This is a genomic window from Bacillus sp. WMMC1349 (genome assembly GCF_013155385.1).
Classification (GTDB): Bacteria; Bacillota; Bacilli; order Bacillales; family Bacillaceae; genus Bacillus.
In genome coordinates this window covers 751,272-764,726 of sequence record NZ_JABJUQ010000007.1, presented here as the reverse complement: position 1 = coordinate 764,726, position 13,455 = coordinate 751,272, and the positions used below count along the sequence as shown (strand labels likewise).

At 37.9% G+C, this 13,455-nt stretch carries 13 protein-coding genes; 8 read left to right on the top strand and 5 right to left on the bottom strand.

Going from position 1 to position 13,455, the window contains the following annotated elements; genetic code table 11:
* Positions 1–164 precede the first annotated feature (164 nt).
* The 4 genes from HOO54_RS06250 to HOO54_RS06235 all read left to right on the top strand — a co-directional run bounded on the left by HOO54_RS06250 (position 165) and on the right by HOO54_RS06235 (position 6,082).
* Complete coding sequence (locus HOO54_RS06250; protein WP_375335797.1) at positions 165–3,725, top strand: bifunctional 2',3'-cyclic-nucleotide 2'-phosphodiesterase/3'-nucleotidase; 3,561 nt, start codon at positions 165–167, stop codon at positions 3,723–3,725.
* Between the two features lie 13 nt (positions 3,726–3,738).
* Positions 3,739–4,428, top strand: a complete 690-nt coding sequence (locus HOO54_RS06245; RefSeq protein ID WP_172293469.1) for a YukJ family protein — start codon at positions 3,739–3,741, stop codon at positions 4,426–4,428.
* A gap of 68 nt (positions 4,429–4,496) precedes the next feature.
* Entirely contained in the window at positions 4,497–5,735 is a 1,239-nt protein-coding gene (locus HOO54_RS06240) for an MFS transporter (RefSeq protein ID WP_172293467.1), read from the top strand.
* 14 nt (positions 5,736–5,749) lie between these two features.
* Entirely contained in the window at positions 5,750–6,082 is a 333-nt protein-coding gene (locus HOO54_RS06235) for a DnaJ family domain-containing protein (protein ID WP_253907625.1), read from the top strand.
* 156 nt (positions 6,083–6,238) lie between these two features.
* Here HOO54_RS06235 and HOO54_RS06230 read toward each other — a convergent pair whose 3' ends face one another.
* Positions 6,239–6,919 (bottom strand): NAD(P)H-dependent oxidoreductase, encoded by a 681-nt coding sequence (locus HOO54_RS06230; RefSeq protein ID WP_172293465.1) that lies wholly within the window; start codon positions 6,917–6,919, stop codon positions 6,239–6,241.
* A gap of 128 nt (positions 6,920–7,047) precedes the next feature.
* Here HOO54_RS06230 and HOO54_RS06225 point away from each other — a divergent pair, with 128 nt between their 5' ends.
* Positions 7,048–7,425, top strand: a complete 378-nt coding sequence (locus HOO54_RS06225; protein WP_172293463.1) for a winged helix-turn-helix transcriptional regulator — start codon at positions 7,048–7,050, stop codon at positions 7,423–7,425.
* 5 nt (positions 7,426–7,430) lie between these two features.
* On the opposite strand, the gene HOO54_RS06220 is transcribed toward HOO54_RS06225, so the two are convergent.
* Positions 7,431–8,342 (bottom strand): alpha/beta hydrolase, encoded by a 912-nt coding sequence (locus HOO54_RS06220; protein WP_172293461.1) that lies wholly within the window; start codon positions 8,340–8,342, stop codon positions 7,431–7,433.
* A gap of 150 nt (positions 8,343–8,492) precedes the next feature.
* Here HOO54_RS06220 and HOO54_RS06215 point away from each other — a divergent pair, with 150 nt between their 5' ends.
* The 3 genes from HOO54_RS06215 to HOO54_RS06205 are packed head-to-tail and all read left to right on the top strand — an operon-like array spanning position 8,493 to position 9,793.
* Positions 8,493–9,053, top strand: a complete 561-nt coding sequence (locus HOO54_RS06215) for a TetR/AcrR family transcriptional regulator (protein WP_172293459.1) — start codon at positions 8,493–8,495, stop codon at positions 9,051–9,053.
* Positions 9,054–9,068: 15 nt separating this feature from the next.
* A complete protein-coding gene (locus HOO54_RS06210; protein ID WP_172293457.1) occupies positions 9,069–9,416 on the top strand; it encodes a DMT family transporter in 348 nt (115 codons plus the stop codon).
* A gap of 20 nt (positions 9,417–9,436) precedes the next feature.
* The gene (locus HOO54_RS06205) at positions 9,437–9,793 is read left to right on the top strand and encodes a YvaD family protein (protein WP_172299393.1); all 357 of its coding nucleotides are present in this window, start codon (positions 9,437–9,439) and stop codon (positions 9,791–9,793) included.
* Here the strand turns inward: HOO54_RS06205 and HOO54_RS06200 are convergent.
* The 3 genes from HOO54_RS06200 to HOO54_RS06190 form a co-directional block, all read right to left on the bottom strand.
* Complete coding sequence (locus tag HOO54_RS06200) at positions 9,783–11,096, bottom strand: nucleotide sugar dehydrogenase (protein WP_172293455.1); 1,314 nt, start codon at positions 11,094–11,096, stop codon at positions 9,783–9,785. The two genes, HOO54_RS06205 and HOO54_RS06200, sit on opposite strands and share 11 nt — an antisense overlap.
* Positions 11,097–11,177: 81 nt before the next feature.
* Complete coding sequence (locus tag HOO54_RS06195; protein ID WP_172293452.1) at positions 11,178–12,218, bottom strand: Gfo/Idh/MocA family protein; 1,041 nt, start codon at positions 12,216–12,218, stop codon at positions 11,178–11,180.
* Complete coding sequence (locus HOO54_RS06190) at positions 12,215–13,324, bottom strand: DegT/DnrJ/EryC1/StrS family aminotransferase (RefSeq protein ID WP_172293450.1); 1,110 nt, start codon at positions 13,322–13,324, stop codon at positions 12,215–12,217. Before HOO54_RS06190 ends, HOO54_RS06195 begins: the two co-directional genes overlap by 4 nt.
* Between the last annotated feature and the right edge of the window lie 131 nt (positions 13,325–13,455).

The following is a 13,455-nucleotide window of genomic DNA, read 5'->3' as shown; positions in this document are numbered from 1 at the left end:
TATGGCGGATCTTCCAGTTGATCCGCCTTGTACATAAATCCTCTATTAGCTGGTCAAACTAAACCATTAACAAATCTCTTTGTATATTTTTTACAATATCCTCTTCATAATTTTACATGAAATTTTTACAATAGAGTTATCATCATTTGAAAGGTGGAGAAATAGTGGGAGTACAGAACAGATGGTTTTCGAGGAAAAACATTTTCCGTATCCTAATTCCGTCAGCAATGGTTCATCACTTACTTTTTTCTCACACACAAATTCATGCGAAAGAACAAACCAAAGATCCGTTAGTCAATCTAAGTATTTTAGCGACAACCGATGTTCATGCCCATATGTTGGATTATGATTATTATGCTGACAAACAGACAACCCAGTTTGGACTTGCTCGAACGGCACAGCTGATTGAAGAGCATCGCAGTAAACAACCAAATACACTGCTTGTCGATAATGGTGATCTTATTCAAGGAAATCCTCTTGGAGAATACGTCTTCAAACATGAACGGGAACAGATCATATCCAGAGCAAAAATTCATCCAATCATTGATGTCATGAACAAACTGAACTATGATGCCGGTACATTAGGAAATCATGAATTTAACTATGGACTAGAATTTCTAGATGGAACAATAAAAGGCGCAAAATTCCCCATCGTTAACGCCAATATTAAAACAAAGGAAGGAAAACACAAATATCGACCATTCCATATCGAAGAACGAACATTTGTCGATGACAAGGGACAAAACCAGCAGCTTAAAATAGGTTATATTGGGTTTACCCCTCCACAAATATTAACCTGGGATAATAAGCATCTTGAGGGAAAAATAACTGTGCAAGATATAACTGAATCAGCCCAGGAAATGATTCCGAAAATGAAAGCAGAAGGAGCAGACTTGATTATCGCTCTCGCGCATTCTGGTATTGAAACGAAACAACAGCCAAAAGGCGCTGAAAATGCTGTATTTGATTTAGCTCTCAAAACCTCTGGAATCGATGCTATAATTTCGGGTCATCAGCATAATCTATTTCCAAGCCCTGACTATCAAGGGAATGCTAAAATTGACATTCAAAAAGGCACAATTAACGGAATTCCTGTCGTCATGCCGAAAAACTGGGGCAGTCATTTAGGCATCATCAATCTGCAGCTTGTGCAAAATGATGGAAAATGGACAGTTAAAGACAATGATGCAAAAACAGAAGCAATTGAGAGTGTTACTTCACCACATCAAACGGTGACTGAGTCGATCAAAAGTACTCATGAAAAAACATTACAATTTGTCCGCAAACCAATTGGCAAAACTGAAGTTGATATTAACAGCTTTTTCTCGCAAGTTGTCGATGATCCATCTATTCAGATCGTCGCTGATGCACAGAAATGGTACGCCAGAGATGTGATAAAAGACACCAAATATGACTACTTGCCCATTCTCTCAGCAAGCGCTCCATTTAAAGCAGGCGGCCGCAATGGACCTGATTACTATACAAATATTCGTGCCGGTGATTTGGCGATTAAACATATCGGCGATCTGTATTTGTATGATAATACGCTTTATATCGTCAAACTGACAGGAAGTGAAGTGAAGGATTGGCTTGAGATGTCAGCGGGACAGTTTAATCAAATTGACCCTTCCAACACTGAGGAACAGGCTCTGCTTCATCAAGACTTTAGGTCATATAATTATGATGTGATTGATGGTGTGACATATGAGATCGACATTACAGAGCCTACAAAATATGATCGATCAGGAACACTAAAAAACCCGCAAGCGAACCGCATTAAACATTTAGCATACAACGGAAAACCAGTCAAAGATGAACAGGAATTTCTGATCGTCACCAATAATTACCGTGCATTCGGAGGTGGAGGCTTCCCTCATTTGTCAAAGGAGAAAGTTGTTTATATGGCAGCTGATGAAAATCGGCAGGTGCTGATGAACTATATCATGGCAAAAGGCACTATTAACCCGAAAGCAGACAATAACTGGTCAATCAAACCTGTCAGAGGACCAAAAATTATCTTTGAATCATCTTTACTAGCAAAACCTTTTGCTGAAAAATTGAAAAGTATCGATTTTGTAAGAGAATCAGCAAATCAAGGATATGGTGTTTATAAATTAACTTTTGACGAGACTAAGCCACCGGAATCTGAAAAGAACTGGACAGTAACAGTGATGCATACAAATGATACGCATGCCCATCTTGAACATACCGCAAGACGAGCCACAAAAATCAATGAAATCCGCGATGAAACGGCAAACAACATCTTGCTTGATGCTGGAGATGTGTTCTCCGGAGATCTTTATTTTACAAAATGGAACGGGCTCGCCGATCTAAAAATGATGAACATGGTCGGTTATGATGCGATGACTCTCGGCAACCATGAATTTGATAAAGGACCAAAAGGACTTGCTGACTTTCTGAGTGGAAATGGTCTGGCTGTTGATCCTGATAACCGGCATTTGTTTGAAGCACCAACCTTCCCAATCGTTAGTTCAAATATCGATGTTTCAAAGGACCCCGTCCTCAATATATGGCATAAAAAACCGATGGTCTTTAAAACAACCCAAAATAAACAAAGTGGAATTTACCCTTACATTGTGCTTGATATCAATGGAGAAAAGGTCGCTGTTTTTGGATTGACGACAGAAACTACAAGATATACATCAAGCCCAGGCCCAAATATAACATTCAAAAACGCTTATCAGTCCGCAAAAAAAACTGTCAAAAAAATCACTAAAACCGAAAACATCAATAAAGTGATCGCCCTGACCCATCTTGGCTACAACCGCGATTTGGAGCTTGCCAAAAAAGTGAAAGGAATCGACTTGATTATCGGCGGTCATACGCATACACTAGTGGACCAATTGAAAGTTGTTCCAAACAAAGAGCCGACAATCGTTGCCCAAGTCAAAGACTATGGTCAATTTTTAGGCAGAGTTGATCTCGTGTTTGATAGGAGCGGAATCGTGCAAACCAAAAAATCCTGTTTTCAGGCGATCACAATTGATGAAAAGATACAGGAAGAGCCAACAGTAAAGAAAAAGCTTGAGAAATTTAAACAGGAGCTTAATCAATTAAAAACAAAAAAAGTTGGATTTACTGCTGTTCCGCTTGATGGAAAACGAGAGCATGTCCGTTCAAAAGAGACAAATCTGGGAAATCTGATTGCTGACAGCATGTTAAACAAGGCAAAACAATCTGGCACTGCCGACTTGGCAATCATCAATGGCGGTAGTATTAGAAATGGGATACCTCAAGGTGTGATTACCTTTAGTGATGTTCTCCATGTCATGCCATTTAGCAAGACGATTTATACTGCAGACTTAACAGGAGCTCAAATTGTCAAGGCACTTGAACATGGTGTCAGTCAAATTGAAGAAGGCGGTGGTGCGTTTCCTCATGTGGCTGGCTTAACATTTACTTTTACACGAAATAAATCAGAAGGAAACCGGGTTCTGGATGTAAAACTCAGCAATAAAATAGGTGAATCAGAACCACTCGATCTAAAGCAAACTTATCGAGTCGCCACAACTCACTTCATTGCTAGCGGCGGGGACGGCTACAATGTCTTTAAAAAAGCAAAAAATAAAGTCAGTTTGGGCATTACAGACTATGAAGTATTTATTGAACAGCTGGCACAATCTGATGTAGTAGCACCAACTATTGAAAATAGAATAAAAGAAGTTGTTTTACCAGATCAGAGTGTTTGGCAAAAATCTGCTTAAGGAGGACATGATGATGCCTGTAAAAAATTATGGAGTTTTAAAAGGTAAAGCAGTTAAAACGATGCTAGGAAGTGGTGAAAAGCCTCATTTTCAAGTATTGATTCAAGATGAGCAAGATATACAATATCGAATTGCGATTAATATTAAATCCCAAGCACATCCTTCAGAAGTATTGTATATGGTTGATGAACATTTTCATTCAGAGGACATCATCAAGTTACCAGATTTAGATTTCGGTTTTACTTCTATCCGAAATAATTGTCCAGATATCGGCCTTGATTTTATCCGTGGAAATTTATTAGATTCCAGTAAGATGATTCCTTTACCGCCAGATCTGGATGGGATCGATAATGACTTAAATGAAAAAATTCAATATTATGTTCAGCAAGCGATTGATCAATCAGCTACCATCTATGCTTTCGGAGATCGTTGGGGACCAGAAGAAAACACACCAGATCGTTATTTTGATTTTTTACCTGGAAACGGTATCCATGATATTCATATGAACCAGGGAAATTTGGAACGGTGGAAAAATGACAATGGAATCTGGCAAGATGGAGGCATCTTAATCCACTTTGAACAAGAAAACAGATGGGTAGCCATTTTTCTCGCTTTCCAATCTCAATCTTGGTGCACAGATGAAAATGGACACGCGGTCAAACCTGTTGAACAATGCAATCACAAAAATGTTCATTTGCAATAAAGTTCTTATTTACTTGCCCGATGTCAGGTTCATGAGCATCAAATAAACAAGGGGTAAAGATCTATACGATGAAGTTTAAATTAGAAGAGATCAAATGGACAATTCTATTATTATTTGGGATCGGTATCTCCAATATTGGTGATTGGATTTATTTAATCGCATTATCATTATTAATCTATGATATGACAGACTCGCCTACAGCTGTAGCAACTATCTACATTATCAAACCAATTGCAATGTTGGTCACCAACTTTTGGTCAGGGAGTATCATTGATAGGTTCAACAAAAGGAACATCATGATAACGATGGACATGATAAGGTTTGGACTTCTTTTGTTCATTCCACTGTCGACCTCACTTTCTTTCATCTATATCATCATTTTCTTAATCAATATGGCTAGTTCTATTTTTAGTCCGAGTTCGATGACATATATCACAAAGCTCATTCCAGAAAAAAAGCGAAAACGCTTTAACTCTCTTCTTAGTTTAGTGAATTCTGGAGCTTTCTTAATCGGTCCAGCTGCAGCAGGCGTATTATTTATGGTTGGATCTCCTATTTTAGCGATCTACTGTAATGCTGGATCATTTCTATTTTCAGGTCTGATCATGATTTGGATGCCTAAACTCGAAAAAACTGAACATCAAGCCGCAACAGCTAAAATGAGTTGGTCTATTATTCGTCAAGACTGGATTGAAGTTTATCATTTTAGTAAAAACGCTTTATATACGATGACAATCTATTTTCTTTATCATGGTTCACTTTTAATTGCAGGGGCTCTTGATGCCCAAGAAACGGTCTTCGCTAAAGATGTTCTTCATTTAACTGATAGCCAATACGGATTTTTAGTGAGTGTGTCTGGAGCAGGAATATTAACCGGTTCATTATTCAACTCTATTGCAGTTAAATACTTTTCGATCAATCTATTAATTGGATTCGGCACGATTTTATTTGCTAGTGGTTATGTCATGTTTTCACTTTCGACAACAGTGACTGTTACTGCACTTGGATTTTTCATACTTGCATTTTTTCTTGCTTTTGCTAACACTGGTTTTTTAACCTTTTATCAAAAAAATGTCGATGTGAAGATGATGGGGAGAATCACAAGCATCTATAGTTTATTCCAAGCTATCCTTAACATTTTTGTAACTCTTTTAGTAGGATTGACAGCAAATCTTTTTACCGTAAAACCAGTGTTCATTGCAGGTTCATTTGTCATGTTATTCATTACAGTCATTTTATGTATGATGACCTTTTTACCTTCCAAAAATCATTTTTATATTGAAGGGGAGAAAAACCCTACGTATTAAATAAGGAGGAATGAATGATGGAATATCGGGACCCGATCGGAGACATTCTCAAACAATCTGATCAGTCTAAAGATTTGCCTGGTAAAGGTAAGCCACTACCTGAGGAGTTTTTCAGCGGTGACACATACCAGCATTTTCAAAAAATAGCCCGAAATGCTGGATACCTGCCAGAATGGATCAAACTCCAAAAAAAGATCTCTGATGCGTTAAACAATCTCAAATCTTTCAAGCAACTAGAGGAAATCAACGTTCAAATTCGTAAGTATAATAAAATCTGTCCAGCACCTTTTCAGAAGATCATGATAACTGAAGAAAACTATCATATACAAAAAGAGAGATGGGAATAAATGATATGACAAACCTTAAAAGTACTTGCCCAAAAGAGCAAAATTAAAAAAATTATCATTGAAGATTGCTGATATACTAGCGCTTGTTAAATATGAAAAGGGTGTCCAATCGTCAAAAATTGACTTACTGGACAGCCCCTTTTCAATAGAAGTGATTTATTCCACCCATTCCACCACTTGATCCATTGGCTTTCTTGTTTTAGGACGCGGTTCTTTCATCCGGTATCCGAATGCAACCATGACAGAAATATCAAACTGACCGTTTTCAAGCAGCCCTTCATTTTCAAGAAGCTTATGAACAGCATCATAATTAAATCCTTCGATTGGACATGAGTCAATACCAATCATTGCGGCCGCTGTCATCATATTTGCAAGGGCGATATAAGTTTGTTTGGACACCCAGTCAAACATCGCTCTGTCACTCTCTAGCAAATGAAAATCATCATCTTGAAAACTCTTAATGATTCCACCTTTTACTCCACTTTCAATCATATCTTCCGGCCATTTTTTTACATCTCTTAATTGATGTGTGACATAGTCAGAATCATATCTCATATCTTGCGCAGTTCGGCCGAGCAGCACAACGAAATGACTGGCGGTTGGCAGCTGTCCTTGGGCTCCCCATGATACTTTGCGCAGCTTTTCCCGTAAGTCTTGATTTTGAATGACAAGAAACTTCCAAGGTTCAAGACCGATAGAACTCGGAGATAATCGACCGGTCTCTAATATAAACTGAAAATCTTCTTTTGAAACTTTTTTCTTTGGATCGAACTCTTTAGTAGCATGTCTAAATTCAAAGGCGTTAAGAATGTCCTGTTTTTTAAATTGATCTGGCATAATGCTTCTCCCCTTTTCTTCAGTTTATATTTCTTTCTCAAGTTCCATTTTAGCCGTTATAATAAAAGATAAAAGTACGCACATTTTTGTTAGATAGTATCATTTTTTATACTAAGGAGAGAGTGAATATGGAAGATCATTCTGCAAACTGCACGATCCTAGAAGGATATTCATGTCCAGTAGAAGCGACGATTGACATCATCGGCGGTAAATGGAAGAGTATTATTTTATTTCATTTAATTGATGAGAAAAAACGTTTCAATGAATTGCGGCGTTTAATGCCAAGCGTTACACAGCGCATGCTGACTCTCCAGCTTCGTGAACTTGAACGTGATGGGATTGTTCACCGCAAAATTTATAAACAGGTACCGCCTAAAGTCGAATACAGTTTAACTGATTTCGGTGAAACACTTGTACCGATTATTAACCAAATGATGAACTGGGGAAAGGTACACGCCTCTACAATCAATAACATCAGAAAAAAATCAGCTGTGGAAAAGGTGTAGCATGATTAGTTGGTTGGTTCCACCTTCACTAAGAAATCCGTTATCTTTTTGACGTATTCCTCTTGGTTTTGGTGAAATCCGCCGACATGTCCTGCTCCTTCAATTAAATACAGTTGTTTGAAGCCTTTTTTCCGCTCATACAACACTTTTGCCATTTTGAAAGGAACAAGTTGATCTTCTGTTCCATGAATAATAAAGAATGGTGTATCATTTTGTTCAAGATGCTTGACTGGAGAAATATCAGAAAGACTCCAGCCATGCCTTCGCTTTATCAGCGTGCTAGTCAACGGAATCAAAAAGGGCACAGCCATTCTGACAGCCGTTTTCAGTTGAAAGCGGCAAAGCTCGGTCAAATCGCTAAAACATGAATCAGCAATACAAAATCGAATTCTGCGGTCTTGTTTCATCAATTCAATGGCTGCCGCCGCTCCCAGTGATTCACCAAGCACACCGATCCACATATTTTTGCCAAGTCTTTTCTCAAGTTCATCCGTCCACATTGCTAAGTCATTCTTTTCATAAAATCCGTATGAAACATGTGAGCCACCGCTTAGCCCGTGGCACCTGTTGTCACAAAGCAACACATGATAACCGAGTGATTGAAACAGTTCGACATATTTGCATCCTCCTAATAATGACCATTTCATACCGTGAGCTATGAGAATGGCTTTCCGACTTTCCGGTACAGGGAAAAGGATCGCATGAAGCGAACAGCCATCATTAGACGTAATAAACAGTTCTTCCTTTTGATGTGCTTCAAACATATCAACCATGATTTCACCGTTTTGAATCCCGTCACAAAATGTTTGTTCATAACTTTTGCGGCTGGGCAACACAAACAAATAACTGACAATTAAGCTAACGGCAAATATGGTAATCCCTAATCCTAAGATGATGAACAAAATTCCGATCCACACACTTCTCACCCTTTAGGCCCTTTTTCGCATTGTATTCTTCTTTCTTTTCAATGTGAGACATTCAAAATATTTTACAAATGTCTTCTTATTGGTGTACGATACCATTGGTACCAATACATTATTTTCAGTACCAAAAAGGAGGTAACATCAATGAAAGAACGAATGATCAAAGAAACGATTAGCATGATGCAACAAAAAGGATTTACCTTTACAATGAGCGATTTAGCCAAACAATTAGCGATCAGCAAGCGAACAATTTACGAGCACTTCTCATCCAAAGATGAACTAGTTGATCATGTCATTGATCATTTCATTTTTCAAATCAAAGAAAAAGAGAAAGCAATCTCAGCTAATGCACAGCTTAGTTTAATAGAAAAGATTGAACAAATTTTAATAAGCTTACCGACAGAATTTGAATTAATGGATGTTCGTTTATTGACAGAGTTAAAGAAATTTCATTACAAACAATGGGCAAAGCTTGATTTGTTTTTAAAAGAAGACTGGTCCATTGTTGAAGAACTATTTGAACTAGGAAAAGCCGACGGAATTATCAAAAACATCCCATTACCCTTATTCATTCAAATATACACAGGTAGTCTGAATCAGATTTATGATCCCTCATCATCACTCAAGAATCAGGACACAATTGGAGCGATTTTAAAATCTGTTGTCGATATTCTCTTACACGGTATTGTTATTAAACATCATTAAAGGAGAAAACATCTTATGCAGTGGCTCTATTTATTTTTAGCGATTCTTTTTGAAACAGCGGGAACGATTAGTATGAAACTCTCTAATGGATTTTCAAAGCTTTTTCCAAGCATCTTGTTACTTGTTTTTTATGTTGCAAGTTTGATATTTTTGACACTTACATTAAAAACAATGGATATTTCTATTGCCTATGCAGTATGGTCTGGTATGGGAATTGTCTTTATTTCAATAATCGGTTTTTTATATTTTAACGAAAGCATTAGTCTCCTTAAAGTGGTAGCTATCACTTTGATTATAGCTGGAGTCGTGATGTTAAATACCATCAATCATCTTCCACAAATTGAAACAGGGGGAAAACTGTGAGGCATTTAAAACCATTCTTCATGATTACTGATATTGGATTTATTTTATATTGGTTCGTTACTTTTTTTCATCTCATCCCTGTGAGTGCGGCATTTAAAGACTATGATAATCCGATTATGATATCTTGGAATTGGTCTTTTTTTCCGTTAGATATACTGATATCCATCACAGGTCTGTGGAGTTTATACTTACATAAAAAAGGGCAGGCGTTATGGAAAAACGTTGCCCTTGCTTCTCTAGTCTTAACGTTTTGTTCCGGACTGCAGGCCATTTCATTTTGGGTGTTCAATCAAGATTTCGATCCGGCTTGGTGGTCATTTAATCTTTTTTTAATGATTTATCCGTTATTTTTTATTTACAAATTAATTACTGAGTAAATAGAGGATGGGACAAACCATTTCCAAGCTGGGCAACTTTCGCATTGCCTGAAGTCTCTGTCAAAATCCCTCTCGTGTCAAAAATCACTGTAGCATGTTGTAATAGTCGTTCTTTCGGTAATTCAGCATGATCGGTTAGGAGTACAACACAATCGTATTTTTCCAATGATTTAGCATCAATTAAAGTGCTGAAAAGCTTTTTTTCATCAATATAGAGCTCAGGAATATGCGGGTCATGATAGGATACCTTGGCACCCATCTCTATCAGTCTTTGTATAATATTTAATGATCGAGATTCACGGACATCTGCAACATTGCGTTTATAAGTGACACCGTAAATTAAAATATTTGCCTCAGTTGGGTTTTCTGTTCCCGCTAATTGTAATGATCGTTCCGCGATATAGCGGACGATTTTTTCATTTGTCTCTTCTGATAGCTGAATAAAGTCACTCATTAAGCCGCTTTTTTTAATAATAAATTGTAAATATAATGGGTCGACCGGTATACAGTGGCCACCGATTCCTGGGCCAGGATAAAATGCAGCAAATCCGTATGGTTTTGTGTTTGCTGCATGAATCACTTCCCAAACGTTTATGCCGAGTTGCTCGCAAATCATAGCAAACTCATTTATAAAGGAAATATTAATAAAGCGATACGTATTTTCTAGTAGTTTTGTAAGTTCAGCAGTTTCTGGTGATGTGACAGGAACAACTTCTTGATAGATACAGCTGTACAAATCATACACCTTTTTCAGGCACCCTTCTGATGTACCCCCAACTACTTTTGGAACGACCTCAATCGGAAACTGGTTTCCCGGGTCGACCCGTTCAGGTGAATAAGCCAAATAAAAATCCCTTCCACAAGTCAAACCGCTTTTTTCTAGGATCGGCTTAACGATATCTCTCGTCGTACCAGGATATGTTGAACTTTCCAACACAACAAGTTGACCTTTTTGTAAATATTGACTAATTGACTGAGACGCGCTTTTCACATCGTCTAAATTAGGCTCTGAGTTGTTGTTTAGTGGAGTTGGCACACATATAATGACCGCATCAGCTTCTTTGATGAGCTGATAATTTGAAGAAACTCGAAAAAGACCGCTGTCAATTCCCTTCTTCACCGTTTCCCCTTTTATATCAGAAATATAGCTATTTCCTGCATGTAGAGATTTGATTTTTTCTTCAGCCAAATCAATGCCGATCACTGACATTTCTTTGGAAATTAATAACATAGCCAAGGGCAAACCAACAAACCCTAAACCTATTATTGCGATCGTTTGTTGCGGATTTTGTTTGTGCATCATAAAATCGCCCCTTCAGGTTCATTCCTTTAATAAAGTATGTTTTGGTTATTTTTTTGATAGGGACGATCTACCATTTTTCACTTATTTCTTTTTCAAAGCCGTTGTTTCAAATGATGCTAAAGGTAATCTCACAGGCTGTTTTGTCAATGCGGATTGGTAGATTGCAAATATCGTTTCCAGTGCTTTTTTCCCTTCATATCCATCAATCAAAAGTGATTCATCACATTGAACAGCGTTGATAAAATTTTTATACATGAAAATCTGTTCATCCTGAACATCAATCAGTTTTGCCATCTCTTCTCGTTTGTCTTCTCCAGCAACAAACCAACGACTGATTCGATTTAAAGAAGAACCTTCCAGAGAAATCGTTCCATTTTCTCCAAAAATCGAAAGTGAGTTGCCCAGATTATTCGGTTGGGTCACAATGTTGGCTTCAATGACTCCTTTCGCCCCGTTTTCAAACGTTAGAACACCGACAGCTACATCTTCTGTTTCTTTTTTTGATGTTGTTGTGAGCATGTCGCCATATACATAGCTGACACCTCCTAAAAACCATTGCATGAGATCGAGCAAATGGATTCCTTGATTAACAAGCATCCCCCCATCCTGTTCCCAATTTCCGCGCCAAGAAGCCGCTTCAAAATAAGCAGGGGACCGGTTGAGACGTAGTGATACCGCACCCAAGTAGAGATTCCCTAATTTTCCTTGATCTATCGTTTCTTTCATCTTTTTCATAATTGGACGGTGCCGCATTTGATGGCATACCATCAGTTTTAAGTTTTTTTGCTCTGCTAATTGAATAATATCATTGGCATCTTTTAATGATAGTGTCATCGGTTTTTCTAAAATGACATGTTTACCTGCCAATAAAGATTGTTTAGCGATTTCAGCATGGAGTCCAGAAATGACCGCAATGATGACTGCATCTATTTGAGGATCGCAAAGCAACTCAGTATAATCCTGATAATGGGAGGTGCTAGGATGACAACCGACAGCTTCTCTCATTCTTTTTTTCTCTATATCACTAACAGCTAAAAGAATCGCATCCTGACACTTACCCAATGCAGCAAGATGTTTTTTCGACATATACCCGCAACCGATTAAACCAAAATGGATCGTCATCTATCCCCTGCCCCACTTTCAAGTAAAACAGAAATCACCTGATCCTGTTCCTCCCTTGATAGAAAAGGACTCATTGGAATGGCAAAAAGTGTCGCTGATAAAGATTCGGCTACCGGAAAATCTCCCTTTTTATATGGTAATGAAGCATAAATGTTTTGTAAGTGAAGACAGCATGGATAGTAAACACCTGAATGAATCTGCTGTTTCTCAAGTAATTTCATCATATCGCTGCGATTTTTCGTACCGATACAATAAAGATGATAAATATGTGTACGGTCTGCTTTTTCCTGCGGTAGTGTGAGATGTTGAGCTATAGCCAATGATTCCTTGTAACGTTTTGCGATTTCTCGTCTTTGTTCATTCCAGCCATCGATGTTCTCAAGAAGAATCAGTAAGATGGCAGCATGTAATTCATCAAGCCTGCTGTTAAAACCGATTTTGTCATGAAAATATTTTTTGTTTGTTCCATGGGTTCTGAGCTGTCTAATCTGATCAGCAAGATCAGGATCTGACATGACGACCATTCCGCCATCACCTAAAGTGCCCAAGTTTTTGGTCGGAAAAAATGAAAAACAAGCCGCATCTCCAAGACTGCCAACTTGACGACCTCTATATTCAGCACCAAATGCTTGACATGCATCTTCAATCACAAGCAGCCCGTATTTTTTAGCAATTGCCATGATGTCATCCATATCTGCAGGTTGGCCGAAAATATGAACAGGAATGATGGCTTTTGTCGCCGTTGTGACTTTCTCTTCTACTTTTTTAGGATCAAGATTGTATGTGAGTGGATCAACATCTACAAATACAGGTGTCGCTCCAACTCTTGATATCGCTTCAGCACTTGCAAAAAAAGTGAATGGTGTCGTAATGACTTCATCCCCCTTTCCAATCCCATAAGCTATAAGTGTGAGTACTAAAGCATCAGTGCCGTTGGCGACAGCAACCGCTTCTTGTACGCCAAGTTTTTGAGCAATTCTTTTCTCTAACTCTTTCACTTTTGGACCCAATATATATTGTCCGCTGTCTAAAACTTCTTCCAATTCCTTTAAAACCTCTTTTTTTACTGCTTGAAACTGCTTTTTCAAATGAATTAATGGGATCATGAAGTTTCCTCCTTATTCGGCAACATCCTAAAGATAACTTATGATGTCATTGGATTGTTTGCTACGACTAAGGAAACCATTATCATGCCTATAGCAATAAAAAAAGAAAGACATAATATATTAGAGAAAAA